A 14179-nucleotide genomic window follows, 5' to 3' on the forward strand; every position below is an offset into this window, starting at 1 on the left:
TAATTCGCAAATCTGTGGACAACTAAGGCGAGTTTGCGAGGATCATCACTCCGGAGAGTGACGGTCGGGGCGATTCGCGGGGAATCGTTCCTCATTGCGCTCGATCTTCGCGGCCAGTGCCGCCGCCGCGTCGATGCCCAGTACGCCGCAGAACTGGAGCAGGTACGCCAGCACATCGGCCACTTCGTCCTCGACGCGCGCCGCGGACCGCGGATCGGTCATGATCTTGGCGGACTGTTCGGGAGTCAGCCACTGGAAAATCTCGACCAGTTCGGATGCCTCGACGCTGAGTGCCGCGGCGAGGTTCTTGGGGGTGTGGTACTGCTGCCAGTCGCGGGCCGCCGCGAAGTCGGCCAGGCGGCGCTGCAGGGTAAGAAGATCTTCACTCATGCCCCCAGGTGTAGCACTCTGATCCCCGGCAGCCGCTCGGCGGCCGGGGCGTCCGTCACCGTGCCCAGCAGGCGGATGTGTCCGCGCGCCGCCATCCGTACGGCCAGCTCGAACAGTGCGGCCGACTGCCGCCGGTCCAGGCACCGGTCCAGGCCGTCCGCCACCACGGTCAGCACCTGACGGGCCGGCAGCACCTCGGCCACCGGATCGACGGCCAGTACTCCGGGGCCGGTCAGCAGGACCAGCGCCAGCGCGAGGTAGCGGAGTTCGCCGTCGCCCAGCCAGTCCACGGGCAGCGCGCCGAGCGCCCCGCCGCGCTCCAGCACGGCCCGAGCCGCCGCCCCGTCGCCCCCGCCCCCGCCCCGGCCTCCTGCCCGCACGCCCGCTGCCGCCCGTACGTCCTTCACCTGGGGCGAGCAGCCGGCGCGTACCGCCTCTACCAGCAGGGCGTGGCGGGTGGCGCATTCGTGGCCGGTGCGTTCCAGTACGGCGGCGAGGTTGCCGCAGTCGGGGCGGAGCCGGGCGGCCTCGGGCCGCTGGTGCGCGGCCGCCGGGGCCCGCGCGAAGGCGCGTACGGCCTCGGGGCGCGGGTCGCAGGGGAAGGACGAGCGGAGCGCGATCAGTATCTGCTCGGCGGCCGCCAGCACGAGGCGCTGGCCCGCCGTCGTCCCGGCGACGCGCAAGGGCAGCAGAGCGGTGCCCAGCCGGTCGTCGGGGAGCGGCGCGCGGGTGACCGGTGCGGGCCCGGCGGTGTGCCATGCGGCCTGTACGGTGCGGCGGCCGGGGTCGGTGAGGGCTGTGGTGAACAGTGTCCGGCCGCCGCCGGTGAGCCGTTCGCCGGCGATGCGCAGGTCGGGTTCGGTCTGTACGGCGACGTCGAGGCGTACCGGGCCTGCCGGGCCGTCGACCGTGCAGCCGATGCGGAAGCCGCGCCGGCCCTGTTCGTCCGGTGCGGCGCGGTCCGGTGCGCAGGCGGCGGCGCCGCCCGGTACGGCGGCCAGTGCGCGTTCCAGCGGGTCGCCGGCGCCCAGCCGGACGAGCAGCCCGTACGCCTGGAGCGCGCTCGACTTGCCGCTGCCGCTGGGGCCCGCGAAGAGGGTGAGCGGGCCGAGCGGGTAGGTCGCGCCGCGGTGCGACTTGAAGGCGGAGAGGCGCAGTTCGGTGATGAGGGGGCGGGTGGGCGGCGCGGTGGGCCCCGCGTCCTGCGCGGTGGCCACCACATCCGGCGGGGTGACCGCTGTGCGGGCGGTGGCCGGTCCGGCGGGGCCGTGCGGGTGGGGGCTCACCGCGACGGCCGGGCCCGGGTCCGCCGTGCGGATCGTCGTGTCCTCGTCGGTGCCGTCTGTGCCGTCGCTGCGGCTCCAGGGGTCCATGCCAGGCACGCTAGAGAGGCCGGGATGCGGAGAACCGTTACGCCGGAAAGCCCTTCCTACGAATGGGGGACCCCCGCACGGCGCCCGCGCTGCGCTTACGGGGGCTGCGCCCGGCGCGGGCCGCCTGGGGCGCGCGGACGGCTCGCCCACGGCTCCCGCGCTCGACAACACGTTCCGGTCTCGCGCATACGGCCCGGCACGCGGCAGTACGGCTCGATTTCACCGCCCGGCCCCGAATGTTCTGCCCTGCCCCTCAGGCCCGTGGCCCCGCCCCTCGCCCCTCACTGATGCGGCACAGACCCCGCGCGGGGTTCGTCGACCTCGGTGCCGACCGGGGCGAGGAGGAAGACGTTGGTGTCGACGCGGTGCATGCCGCTGCCGATGCCGAAGACGACGCCGCTGGAGAAGTCGAGGATGCGCTTGGCGACGTCGGCGTCGGCGCTGCTCAGGTCGAGGAGCACGGGGACCTGGGCCATGAGGTGTTCGGCGACCTCACGGGCGTCGGCGAAGGTCTGGACGCGGATGACGATGAAGCGCCGGGAGGCCTCGCCCGGCTCGTCGTCCGGGAGAGCCCGGTGGTCGGGCCACGAAGGCCACTCGCGGCCACCTCGCAGCGGGACGACCTCGGCGAGGCCCTCCCACTGTTCATCGGTGGCGTCGGGGCGGGTCACCGGATCACCTCGCTCGCAAGGGCGCTGGGCATCTGCGATATCTGCATCGAGCAATTCTAGGGATATACATACAAACCTGACCGCGCGTGACACGCGTTCGGCGTCATCCGCTGCCCCCATCCTGCACCATGACGCCTGGCCAGCGCATACTCTGCGACATTTGTCCGAGCTGCAGGCAGCGCTCGGACCACTGGAAAGGAACCACCCTGAACACCCCCCTCGCGGAGGCCCTCTCCGCGGCACTGCTCGTCGTCGTGCTCGTGTGCGCGGTGGTACGGCCGTTCGGGCTGCCGGAGGCGGCCGTCGCGGTACCGGCCGCCGCTGTCGTCATCGCGGCCGGGGCGATCCCCCTGGCGCACGTGCGGGAGGAGGCGGCGCGGCTCGGCCCGGTGATCGGCTTCCTGGCGGCGGTGCTGGTGCTGGCCCGGCTCTGCGCCGACGAAGGGCTCTTCGAGGCGTGCGGCGCCTGGATGGCCCGCGCGGCCGCCGGCCGGCCCCGGCGGCTGCTGGCCGCGGTCTTCGTGCTCGCCTCGGCGATCACCGCCGTACTGAGCCTGGACGCCACGGTCGTGCTGCTCACGCCGGTGGTCTTCGCGACCGCGGCCCGGCTGGGCGCCCGCGCGCGGCCGCACGTCTACGCCTGCGCGCACCTGTCGAACACCGCGTCGCTGCTGTTGCCGGTCTCCAACCTGACCAACCTGCTCGCGTTCACCGCGAGCGGGCTGAGCTTCACGCGGTTCGCCGCGCTCATGGTGCTGCCGTGGCTGGTCGCCATCGGTACCGAGTACGTGGTGTTCCGGCGCTGCTTCGCCGCCGATCTCGATGCGGAGACGCCTGCGGGGACGCCTGCGGAGAGCGCGGCGGAGGCGCCGGATGTGCCGATGTTCGCGCTGGTCACCGTGGTCTGCACGCTGGCGGGCTTCGTCGTCGCCTCCGCGTTCGGCATCGAGCCGGTGTGGGCGGCGACGGCCGGCGCGCTGGTGCTCGCGGCACGTACACTCACCCGCCGCCGGACGACCGTACGTGCCCTGCTGGGTTCGCTGTCGCTACCGTTCCTGGCCTTCGTGTTGGCGCTGGGTGTCGTGGTGCGCGCGGTGGTCGACAACGGGCTCGCCGACGCGCTCGGCCGACTGGTGCCGGACGGTTCGTCGCTGCCGGCGCTGCTCGGCGCCGCGGCGCTTGCGGCCGTGCTGGCGAACGTGATCAACAATCTGCCGGCCGTCCTCGTGCTCGTTCCGCTGGCCGCGCCGGCCGGTTCCGGCGCGGTGCTCGCGGTGCTGCTCGGGGTCAACATCGGTCCGAATCTCACCTACGCGGGCTCCCTGGCCACGCTGCTGTGGCGGCGCATCCTGCACGCGCACGACACCGACGTCGCACTCAAGGACTTCACCCGCCTCGGTCTGATCACGGTCCCCGCCACGCTGTCCCTGGCCGTGGTGGCGCTGTGGGGCTCCTTGCAGCTCCTCGGCGGCTGAACCGGCCGGCATCCCGGGGGCACGTCGGCCGCTCCGGGCTCGCGAAAGGGGCGCGTCACCGGGCTCGCCCCGTACGTAACAAGATCACCGCCCCGTGCGCCCCGGGCGACCACCGCGCGGAGGTCCCGTGCCCCGCATGTGCCGGTGTCGGACAGGGTATGGACAGGCCGTTGTCATGAACGCTTAATGTGACTCGCCATCAGCGCGCCGGTGAGCACTCCGCCGGTCGCTGCCCTGCCGTCCGAGGAGTCCGATGAGATCGAGACCGCGCCTCGTCACCAGCGTCATAGCCACGGCGGCGGCCGCTCTGGTCGCCGCCGTTCTGCCCGCCACCGCCACCGCGCAACCCTCCCCCGACCGCGCGGAAGCAATCCGCAGCGCCGACTCCGCCCTCGCGGCCAACGCCGCCGACCTCGCCGTCACCGCCGCCCAGGGAACCTCCGTACGCGACGTCGTCATCGACCCCGACGGCAGCCGGCACGTCCGCTACGACCGGACCTTCGGCGGACTGCCCGTCCTCGGCGGCGACCTGGTCGTCCACCTCTCCCCCGACGGTGCCTACCGCGGCACCTCCCGTGCCACCCGCAGCGACCTCTCCGTGCCCAGCGTCAAGCCCGTGATCAGCGCGGAGAAGGCCGCGGGCCTGGGCACCGCCGCGCTGCGCGCCGCGCGCACCGGCACGGTGCTGAGCAAGGTCACCGCCAAGCCGCTGCTGGTCATCGACGCACTGCACGGCGCACCCCGGCTCGCCTGGCGCACCACGGCGGCCGGACAGGACTCGAAGGGCAACCCCGAAGCACACGTCGTGCTCTCCGACGCCCGCACCGGCAAGGCGATCGACTCCTGGGACCGGCTGGAGAGCGTGACCGGGGACGGCAAGTCGCTGTACGGCGGGACCGTGCCGCTGAACACCAGCAAGGCCGGCGAAACGTATCAGCTCAAGGACGCCACCCGCGGCGGCACCTACACCGGTGACGCGCAGAACAAGACCGACTCCTGCATCCTCGGCATCTGCTGGGGCCGCGCGCCGGCCGTCCTCTTCACCGACTCCGACAACCACTGGGGCAGCGGCACCAACGCGGACCGCTCCTCGGCCGCGGTCGACGCCCAGTACGGCACGGACACCACCTGGGACTACTACAAGAACGTGCACGGGCGGAACGGCATCGCCGGGGACGGCAAGGGTTCCTACAACCGCGTGCACTACGGGAACGGCTACAACAACGCCTTCTGGGACGACAACTGCTTCTGCATGACCTACGGGGACGGCGACGGCAAGGTCTTCGGGCCGCTGGTGGCACTGGACGTGGCCGGGCACGAGATGTCCCACGGCGTCACCTCCGCGACCGCCAACCTCACGTACAGCGGTGAGTCCGGCGGCCTGAACGAGGCGACGTCCGACATCTTCGGCACGCTGGTGGAGTTCTACGCCGAGAACGCGAGCGACCCCGGGGACTACCTCATCGGCGAGAAGATCGTCCGGCCGGAGTTCGGACAGGCGGCGCTGCGCTACATGGACAAGCCGTCCAAGGACACCAAGTCGGCGGACTGCTGGAGTTCGTCGGTGAAGAACCTGGACGTGCACTATTCGTCCGGGGTCGCCAACCACTTCGCGTACCTGCTCGCCGAGGGCAGCGGGGAGAAGGAGATCGGCGGGGTGAAACACTCCTCGCCCACCTGCAACGGGACCACGGTGCAGGGCATCGGCAAGGACAAGCTCGGCAAGATCTGGTACCGGGCCCTGACGGTCTACATGACCTCCGGCACCAACTACGCCGCGGCGCGCACCGCGACGCTCGACGCCGCGAAGGACCTCTACGGCGCGGACAGCGCCGAGCAGAAGGCGGTCGCCGCGGCCTGGTCCGCGGTCGCCGTCGGCTGATCCCCGCGGGTTCCCCGCACCCCGTACCGGCCGGCGGCCGTTCCCCGTCCGGCCGGTACGGTTGCCGACCATGGCCGAGAGCACGCTGTGGACCCTGTCGATCGCCGCCGTCACCGGCGGTACCGCCGTACTGGCCAGCTGGGTCACCAGCCGCGGCAGCACCCGGGCGGCGCGCATTCAGGCCGAGACCGCGGCCGACTCCCAGCGCCGCGAGCGGCTCCGCGACAGCCGCCGTACCGCCTACCTCGACCTGATCGAACAGACGCACAAGATGGGCGAGTTGTTCTGGGAGGTCTCGGACGTGCTGCGGCAGCCGTACGGGGAGGCGAGCGCGGCGGCGCTGCAGCCGCTCAGTGAGCGCCAGACGGCGGAGTACGGCCGCCTCCGGCGGTGCGTGCGGATCGTGGAGCTGGAGGGGCCGCCGCCCGCCGCCGACGTCGCGCTCGTCGTCCAGAAGTCGACGGGCGACTTCCACGCCGCGATCCGGCAGGCGCTGCGCGATGGCGCGGGAGAGGAAGGCTGGGCCGCCGCCGGGGAGCGGTTCGACGCCGCGTACTCGCCCTTCTGGCGGGCGCTGGAGACCTTCGTGGAGACGGCGCGCGACGCGCATCAGGGCCGGTGACCCCGTGGCGGGCCGCCGTCAGCGGCGGTGCACCTGGGAGGGCAGCTTGCCGTACCGGGACCGGTAGGCGGCGGCGAACCGGCCCAGGTGCGTGAAGCCCCAGCGGCCCGCGACCTCGGTGACCGAGACGGCCGGGCCGAGGCGCACCAGGTCGTGGTGGGCGCGCTCCAGCCGCAGCCGCCGCAGGTAGCCCATCGGCGTGCTCTCCAGGTGCTGCTTGAAGCCGGCCTGGAGGGAGCGCGGGGCGACCCCGGCGATGCGGGCGAGTTCCAACACCGTGAACGGGTGGGCCGGGTCGGCCTGCATGGCGTCGACGGCCCGCTTGACGGGGCGCGGGCAGGTGCGGGGCGCCGGGTCGGCCAGCTCGTCCCGGTACTGGTGCGGGGTGGCGTAGAGCATCGTCGTGAGCAGCGAGTCCGCGAGGCCGGTGGCGACCGGCGGGTGGCTCAGCAGGCCGGTGGGCGCGTCCAGTTCGCGGGCGACGACCCGGGCCAGCTCGGTCAGGGTGCGCGCCCGGCCGTCGTGGGGGTCCAGGCCGCCGGGGAAGTGCAGCGGCCGTACCGGGTGTTCGAGGTGCTCCTCCAGGGCGCTCTCCACGGCCTGCCGGTCGAAGCTGAGGGCCAGCACCTCGGCCTCGGCGTCCAGTTCGCCGGTGAGGGCGCCGGTCGGCTCGAAGACCGGGACCCGGCCGCCGGTGGCGGTGGCCCGGAACACCTCGCCCCTGTGCAGTTGCACCACCTGTCCGCTGCGGGGGACGTTGATGTGGTACGCCACGCCGAGGCCCTCGCTCTTGCTGAGCACGTCGGTGCCGTAGGTGGCGGTGGCGAAGGTGACCGGGCCCAGGCGTACCGCGTGCGTGGCGAACGCGAAGTCCGCGGGGTCGGCCAGCGGGTCGAGGACCACCGGGTAGGACAGGGTGTCGGCGATCCAGGCGCGGGCCCGTTCGATGTCGCCGGTGCGGAACGCCGGCAGGCCGCCGGGCGCGGGGCCGCGGCCCGCCGCTGTGGTCCGTGCCGCCGTGCGGCCGGGCTCCCCCGTCATCGACGCCCCCGTTCTCCGGTCGTCCGCGCGCAGTGAGCGAACGACTGCGCTTGGTGTCCACATGCTACGCAAAATGGATATCGGCAGGTGCGTCACGGGCATTGACTGTCTGAATGGAGGCTTTTCCCGCGCCGCGCCTGGCCACGGACGCGGCACACCCGGCCGCCCCGGGACAGTCGCCCGCCGTCCTTGCTCCGCCCGAGCGGGAACGGCTGCTGACCCGTGCGCTGCTGGACCTCGCCTCGTCCGCCGACCGGGAGCCGGCCCGTCATGCCGCGTGTCTGATCGAGTATCTCGGGGTGCTGGGCGGCCGGCCCGCGCCGGAGGCGGTGGCCGTGGTGGCCGGACGGCCACCGGTCGCCGCCGCCTCGGGCCGGCGGGCCGAGGCGCTGCGGGAGCTGGAGGAACGACTGGGCGAGGGCCCGCTGCGCGACTGCCTGGCCGGTGCCGCGGCGGACGAGATACCCCTGGCGGAGACCGGGGCAGCCCGGTGGCCGCGGTTCAGCGTACGGGCGCGGGAGCTGGGCGTGCGCCGGGTGACCGCGCTGCCGCTGTCGGCGGCGGGACCCGAGGACGAGCCGGCCGCGTCCGGTACGGAGACCGCGCTCGGTGCGCTGGTGCTGTACCACGACACGGCCGGCCCGCAGCCGCCGGAGTATGCGGTGCCCGCGCGGGCACTGGCCGAGGCCGCCGCGCTGCACCTGCGGCACCGGAGCGCCCGGGAGCAGGTACGGCAGCTGGAGCACGCGCTGCGCAGCCGGATCGTGATCGAGCAGGCCAAGGGCGTGCTCTCGGAGCGGTTCGGGGTCACGACGGACGGGGCGTTCGGGGAGCTGCGCCGGTACGCGCGTTCGCAGCAGCGCAGCCTCCACGACCTGGCGCGCTCCGTGGTCGACGGGGCGGCGCCCGAGCCGTTCCGCAAGGGCGCCCGTCCGCCGGGGCGTTAGCGGGCCGCGTCCTCCTTCAGCAGGTCGGCGCACTTCTCACCGATCATCATCGTGGTGATGCACGGGTTGACGGTGACCAGGTCCGGCATGACCGAGCCGTCCGCGACGCGCAGTCCCTGGACGCCCTTCACGCGGAGCCGGGCGTCGAGCGGTGCCATGGCGTCGCCGTCGGCGCCCATCTTCACCGTGCAGGCGGGGTGGTAGACGGTGTTGTGGGTCTTGGTGAGGTAGTCCAGCAGCTCGTCGTCGGTTCGGGCGTCCGGGCCCGGGGCCAGTTCGGCGCCCGCCCACCCCGCGAGCGCCGGCTGCGCGGCGATCTCGCGGGCGAGGCGCAGCCCGTACGTCATCACCCGTACGTCGTGCTCGTGGGTGAAGTAGCGGGGGTCCACCTTCGGCTTGTCGCGGAAGTCGCGGGTGCGCAGCCGGACGGTGCCGCGGGAGCGGGCGCGGGTGACGTTGGGGGTGAGGCAGAAGGCGTTCTCGGAGGTGGGGTAGCCGTACCGCGCCGTGTTCAGGTCGAAGGGCACGGAGCCGTAGTGGAACATCAGGTCCGGGCGGTCCAGGCCCGGTTCGGTGTCGGCGAAGATGCCGATCTCCCACCACTGGTCGGAGCTGGCCACCATGGGTTTTTTCGCGTCCCACATGATGACGCCCTCGGGGTGGTCCTGGAGGTTCTCACCGACGCCGGGCGAGTCCACGAGGACGTCCACGCCGGTCTCGCGCAGGTGCGCTGCGGGGCCGATGCCGGAGAGCATCAGCAGCTTGGGGGTGTCGATGGCGCCGCAGGAGACGATGACCTCGCGGCGGGCGCGGACGGTGCGGGTATGGACGAGGTCGGGGTCCAGGTAGGTCGCGCCGGTGCAGCGGCGCGCGTCGTCGATGAGAAGCCGCCTGGCGCGGACGCCGGTGCGGACCTCGAGGTTGGGGCGCTTGCCGAGGATCGGGTGGAGGTAGGCGACCGACGAGGACTGGCGGATGTTGTTCTCGTCGGAGTTGATCTGGAACCAGTTGGCGCCGCGGAGGACGGTCGTGCCGGTGTTGAACGGGGTGGTGGGGATGCCGTGCTGGGCACAGGCCTCCAGCAGCGCCGAACCGCAGGGGTCGGCGCCCTTGATCTGGCGCAGGGTGACGGGGCCCGAGCGGCCGTGGTGGTCGCCGGGCGCGTCGTTGGACTCCAGGCGGCGGTAGAGGGGGAAGGTGTCCTTCGCGCCCCAGCCGGTGCAGCCGGCCGCCTCCCAGTCGTCGAGGTCCTCGGCCGGGGCCCAGAAGGCGATGCAGGAGTTGTGGGAGGAGCAGCCGCCGAGGACCTTGGCCCGGGCGTGGCGCATGAAGCTGTTGCCGTTCTCCTGCGGCTCGACGGGGTAGTCCCAGTCGTAGCCGGATTCGAGCAGGCCCATCCAGCGTTCCAGGCGCAGGACGTCGTCGTCGCCGACGTCGGAGGGGCCGGCCTCCAGGAGGCAGACGGTGACGGCGGGGTCCTCGCTGAGCCGGGCGGCGACGACGTTGCCGGCCGTACCGCCGCCGACGACGACGTAGTCGAACTCTTCGGCTTCACCGGACATGGGTGGGCGTCCTCTCCTTCGTGTCGGTTCCGGGCTGCTGCTGGGCGGCGTGTTCCGCGAGTACGCCCGTGCGGTGGCGCTGGACGAGCCAGTAGTAGGCGAAGCCGCCCAGGGCGACGGCGCCCACGAAGAGGACGGCGCCCCAGCGCAGGTACCAGTGGTGCGGCGGGGTGGCGTTGTAGACGGCCTCGCGGGGCCAGGCGAGGTTGATGATCATGCCGACGCCCCACAGGACGGCGAGGACGTTGACCGGCAGGCCCCAGCGGCCGAGAGAGAAGCGGCCGGGGGCCGGCTGCCAGCGGCCGCCCAGCCGGGCGATCAGCATCGGCGTGGTGACCAGCAGATAGGCGCCGTAGATCATGATGATGCCGATGCTGGTGACGACGGAGAAGATCTGCGGCTGGCGGATGTTGATCAGCAGGACGCCGAGCGAGAGCACGCCGACGATCACGGCGGGCAGCACCGGGGTCTGGAAGCGCGGGCTGACCCGGGCGAGCAGCGAGGCGGCGGGCAGGTTGTTGTCCCGCGACATGGCGAACGCGAGCCGGATGGCGGCGGTGTGCACGGCCAGCGCGCAGACCGTCACGGCGATCAGCACGCACCACAGCATCGCCTTGCCGACGGTGTCGCCGAGGACGTCCAGGACGATGTACTGGAGGCCGTCGGTGGCCAGTCCCTCGCCGTTCAGGCTGCGCGCGCTCATCAGGGCGAGCAGCAGGATCAGTCCGCCGAGGAGGAAGGAGGCGAACAGGGCGCGGAGGATGGCGCAGGGCGCGTTGCGGGAGGGGTCGAGGGACTCCTCGCCGAGCGAGGCCGCGGTGTCGAAGCCGTACATGACGTAGGCGGACGCGAGGGAGGCGGTGAGGAAGGCGCCGAGGTAGCCGAAGCTCTGGCCGTTGCCGGTGTGGTGGGTCTCCAGGACCACGTCCGGTCCGCGTACCACGTGCACGGCGAACAGCACGATCAGGACGACGGTGGCGATCAGCTCGATGAAGACGCCCGCGGTGTTGATGCGTGCCATCAGCTTCACGCCGAAGGCGTTGACCAGCGTGGTGAAGAGGATGAGGGCCCCGGCGAGCAGGACGCCGTTGGTGGCGACGTCGTACCGGCCGCTGCCGTCCCCGACGATCTGGAAGGCACTGGAGATCTGCGGCAGCGTCAGCTGGTAGGCGAGGGCCACAGCGGAGAGGGAGACGATGGAGGCGACGAGCATCATCCAGCCGGCGAGCCAGCCGATGTGCGGGTTGCCGAGCCGTTTCGCCCAGTTGTAGACCGAGCCGGCGACGGGGTGGCGGGCCGCCAGCTCGGCGAAGGACAGCGCGATCATCAGCTGGCCCACGAAGACCATCGGCCAGGACCACCAGTAGGCGGGGCCGCCGTGTCCGAAGCCGAAGTAGAAGAGCTGGAAGGTGCCGGTCAGGATGGAGATGTAGCTGATGCCGGCGGCGAAGGTGTGGAAGTTGCCGAGGGTGCGTTTCAGTTCGGGGCGGTACCCGAATTCGGCGAGGCTCTCGTCGTCCTGAACCGGTGCGGTGTGCGGTGCGGGTGGTGCGTTCCGTGCTGGTCTCTCGTCTCGGGGAGCCGTCAAGGGCGTTCTCCTCAGTCGGATCAGTCGAACCAGTGGAGCGGCTTCGGGGCGGTGTTCCGCCAGACGTGCTTGTGCTCGCGGTACTCGGCGAGACCGCTGGGACCGAGTTCGCGGCCGGTACCGGACTGCTTGAAGCCGCCCCACTCCGCCTGCGGCAGGTACGGGTGGAAGTCGTTGATCCAGACGGTGCCGAGCCGCAGCCGCGCCGCGATCCGGTCGGCGCGCGCGGGGTCGGTGGTCCACACGGCGCCGGCCAACCCGTAGACGGTGTCGTTGGCGAGCCGCACCGCCTCGTCCTCGTCGGTGAAGCGTTCGACGGTGAGGACCGGGCCGAAGGACTCCTCGCGGACCACGGACATGCCGGCGGCGCACTCGTCGAGGACGGTCGGCAGGTAGTAGTGGCCGTCCGCGAGGCCCGGCGCTTCCGGGCGCGCGCCGCCGCAGCGCAGGACGGCGCCCTCGGCGAGCCCGGCGGCGACGTAACGCTCGACCTTGTCCCGGTGGGCGGCGGAGATCAGCGGCCCGGTGCGGGCCTCGGGGTCGAAGGGGCCGCCGAGCCGGATGTCCCGGGCCCGGCGGACCACCTCGTCGACGAAGCGGTCGTGCAGGGGGTCCTCGACCAGCAGCCGGGCGCCCGCCGAGCAGACCTGCCCGGAGTGCAGGAAGATCGCCGTCAAGGCGTGGTCGACGGCGGTCTCGAAGTCGGCGTCGGCGAAGACGATGTTGGGGTTCTTGCCGCCGAGCTCCAGGGCGACGCGCTTGACGGTGGCGGAGGCGGCGGCCATGATCCGCCGCCCGGTGGCCAGGCCGCCGGTGAAGGAGACCAGGTCCACGTCCGGGTGGTCGGTGAGCGGGGCACCCGCCTCCGGGCCCGGGCCGAGGACGAGGTTGGCCACGCCGCCGGGCAGCCCGGACTCCGCGAGCAGCCGCATCAGGTGGATCGCGGTGTGCGGCGTGAGTTCGCTGGGCTTCAGTACGAAGGTGTTGCCGGCGGCGAGGGCCGGGGCGACCTTCCAGGCGGTCTGCAGCAGCGGATAGTTCCACGGGGTGATCAGGGCGCAGACGCCCACCGGCTCGTGGACCACACGGCTCTCGACGGTGGTGCTGCCCGCGTCGACGTCCCGGCCGACGTCCCCCTCCGCTGTGACCAGATCGCCGAAGTAGCGGAAGCAGGCCGCGATGTCGTCGATGTCGATCTCGCTCTCCACCAGGCGCTTCCCGGTGTCCAGCGATTCGGCACGGGCCAGTACGGCCTTGTCGCGCTCCAGGAGGGCGGCGACCCGCAGCAGTTTGGCGCCGCGCTGCGCCGCGGTGGTGTGCGGCCAGGGGCCGGTGTCGAAGGCGCGCCGGGCGGCGGCCACCGCCGCCCGGGCGTCCTCGGCGCCGCCCTCGTCGACCACCGCGACGAGGGCCCCGTCGGCGGGGCAGCGGATCTCGCGGGTGCCGCCGCCGGCCGCCGCCTGCCACCGTCCGTCGATGAACAGTTCAGGCACGCTCGTCCTCCAACTGCTCGGTGACCCACCGGTGGAAGGCGCCGATGTGGTGCTCGCTGGGCACCAGGACGCCGCCGTCCCGGTAGCCGCGCGAGTCCATCGCCGGCTGCGTCCGCTCGCACGCGTCGAAGTCCTGCTGGTTGACCCGGTGGAACAGTTCGACGGAGGTGTCGATGTCGGCGCCGGACTCGACGACCTCGGGGAGGTAGAGCCAGTCGCACTCCACGACGGTGCGGTCGGCGGCCATCGGGAACATCCGGTGGACGATCACGTGGTCGGGGACCAGGTTGACGAATACCTGCGGCCGGACCGTGATCGCGTAGTACCGGCGGTCCTGGTCCTCGGCGATCTCCGGGAGCCGGCCGAAGCCGCCCTTGCCGTCGACCGTGAAGCCCTCGGCCTCCGGCGCGAATTCAGCGCCGTGCCCGACGTAGTACTGCGCGGCGAACCCGTCGGCGAACTCGGGGAGCACGTCGGTGAGTTCGGGGTGGATCGTGGCGCAGTGGTAGCACTCCATGAAGTTCTCGATGATGAGCTTCCAGTTGGCCGCCACGTCGTACGTGATGCGTTTGCCCAGGGCCAGGCCCTCGGTGCGGTACCGCTCGATGGAGGCGGTGTCGCCGAGCCGCTCCACGGCCGCGCCGATCACCGTGTCCTCGAAGGACGGCGGCTCGTCGGCCAGGCAGACCCAGGCGTAGCCGAGCCATTCGCGCAGCGGGACGGTGAGCAGGCCGCGTTCGGTGCGGTCGATGTCCGGCATCGACGTCAGGTTGGGCGCGGCGATGAGCCTGCCGTCGAAGTCGTAGGTCCAGGCGTGGTAGGGGCACTGGAGGTTGCGGCGGTTCTCGCCGGACTCCTCGGTGCACAGCCGGGCGCCGCGGTGCCGGCAGATGTTCAGGAAGGCGCGCAGTTCGCCCCGGCGGTTGCGGGTGATCAGGACGCTCTCCCGGCCGACCTGCACGGTGCGGAAGGCACCGGGCTTGTCCAGGTCGGCACTGCGCACCGCGCAGAACCACAGGCGCTCGAAGATCTTCTCCTGCTCCTGCCGGAAGGTCTCCGGGTCGGTGTAGGAGGAGCCGGGCAGCGTGGTGATGAGGGAGGAAGTGGGCGCGAGTTCGGGCGTGGTCGTCATGTG

Annotated in this window: 12 protein-coding genes; 4 read left to right on the forward strand and 8 right to left on the reverse strand. The window is 72.4% G+C overall.

Annotated features, from left to right (window positions below; genetic code table 11):
* Positions 1-45: 45 nt before the first annotated feature.
* The 3 genes from ACIGQF_RS27430 to ACIGQF_RS27440 all read right to left on the reverse strand — a co-directional run bounded on the left by ACIGQF_RS27430 (position 46) and on the right by ACIGQF_RS27440 (position 2434).
* A complete protein-coding gene (locus tag ACIGQF_RS27430) occupies positions 46-390 on the reverse strand; it encodes a nucleotide pyrophosphohydrolase (protein WP_399715293.1) in 345 nt (114 codons plus the stop codon).
* Positions 387-1763, reverse strand: a complete 1377-nt coding sequence (locus tag ACIGQF_RS27435) for an ATP-binding protein (protein ID WP_399715295.1) — start codon at positions 1761-1763, stop codon at positions 387-389. The genes ACIGQF_RS27430 and ACIGQF_RS27435 overlap by 4 nt, the downstream gene beginning before the upstream one ends.
* Before the next feature lie 281 nt (positions 1764-2044).
* Positions 2045-2434: a cell division protein SepF gene (locus ACIGQF_RS27440; RefSeq protein ID WP_399715298.1), complete on the reverse strand. Its 390-nt coding sequence runs from the start codon at positions 2432-2434 to the stop codon at positions 2045-2047.
* 206 nt (positions 2435-2640) lie between these two features.
* On the opposite strand from ACIGQF_RS27440, the gene ACIGQF_RS27445 reads away from it, so the two are divergent.
* The 3 genes from ACIGQF_RS27445 (at position 2641) to ACIGQF_RS27455 (ending at position 6413) form a co-directional block, all read left to right on the forward strand.
* Entirely contained in the window at positions 2641-3909 is a 1269-nt protein-coding gene (locus ACIGQF_RS27445) for an SLC13 family permease (protein ID WP_399715750.1), read from the forward strand.
* A 253-nt stretch (positions 3910-4162) separates the two neighbouring features.
* Positions 4163-5791, forward strand: coding sequence for a M4 family metallopeptidase (locus ACIGQF_RS27450; protein WP_399715301.1), 1629 nt, complete (start codon positions 4163-4165; stop codon positions 5789-5791).
* 70 nt (positions 5792-5861) lie between these two features.
* Positions 5862-6413 (forward strand): hypothetical protein, encoded by a 552-nt coding sequence (locus ACIGQF_RS27455; RefSeq protein ID WP_399715304.1) that lies wholly within the window; start codon positions 5862-5864, stop codon positions 6411-6413.
* An 18-nt stretch (positions 6414-6431) separates the two neighbouring features.
* On the opposite strand, the gene ACIGQF_RS27460 is transcribed toward ACIGQF_RS27455, so the two are convergent.
* The gene (locus ACIGQF_RS27460; protein WP_399715306.1) at positions 6432-7454 is read right to left on the reverse strand and encodes an AraC family transcriptional regulator; all 1023 of its coding nucleotides are present in this window, start codon (positions 7452-7454) and stop codon (positions 6432-6434) included.
* A 113-nt stretch (positions 7455-7567) separates the two neighbouring features.
* Here ACIGQF_RS27460 and ACIGQF_RS27465 point away from each other — a divergent pair, with 113 nt between their 5' ends.
* Entirely contained in the window at positions 7568-8401 is an 834-nt protein-coding gene (locus ACIGQF_RS27465; RefSeq protein ID WP_399715309.1) for an ANTAR domain-containing protein, read from the forward strand.
* Here the strand turns inward: ACIGQF_RS27465 and ACIGQF_RS27470 are convergent.
* The 4 genes from ACIGQF_RS27470 to ACIGQF_RS27485 are packed head-to-tail and all read right to left on the reverse strand — an operon-like array spanning position 8398 to position 14176.
* Entirely contained in the window at positions 8398-9963 is a 1566-nt protein-coding gene (locus ACIGQF_RS27470; RefSeq protein ID WP_399715312.1) for a GMC family oxidoreductase, read from the reverse strand. The genes ACIGQF_RS27465 and ACIGQF_RS27470 overlap by 4 nt on opposite strands.
* The gene (locus tag ACIGQF_RS27475) at positions 9953-11551 is read right to left on the reverse strand and encodes an APC family permease (RefSeq protein WP_399715315.1); all 1599 of its coding nucleotides are present in this window, start codon (positions 11549-11551) and stop codon (positions 9953-9955) included. The genes ACIGQF_RS27470 and ACIGQF_RS27475 overlap by 11 nt, the downstream gene beginning before the upstream one ends.
* A 20-nt stretch (positions 11552-11571) precedes the next feature.
* Entirely contained in the window at positions 11572-13044 is a 1473-nt protein-coding gene (locus ACIGQF_RS27480; RefSeq protein ID WP_399715318.1) for an aldehyde dehydrogenase family protein, read from the reverse strand.
* A complete protein-coding gene (locus ACIGQF_RS27485) occupies positions 13037-14176 on the reverse strand; it encodes an aromatic ring-hydroxylating dioxygenase subunit alpha (protein ID WP_399715322.1) in 1140 nt (379 codons plus the stop codon). The genes ACIGQF_RS27480 and ACIGQF_RS27485 overlap by 8 nt, the downstream gene beginning before the upstream one ends.
* Positions 14177-14179 lie beyond the last annotated feature (3 nt).

Origin of the sequence: Streptomyces sp. NPDC053560 (assembly GCF_044544605.1) — a bacterium.
In the GTDB taxonomy this organism is placed as follows: domain Bacteria; phylum Actinomycetota; class Actinomycetes; order Streptomycetales; family Streptomycetaceae; genus Streptomyces.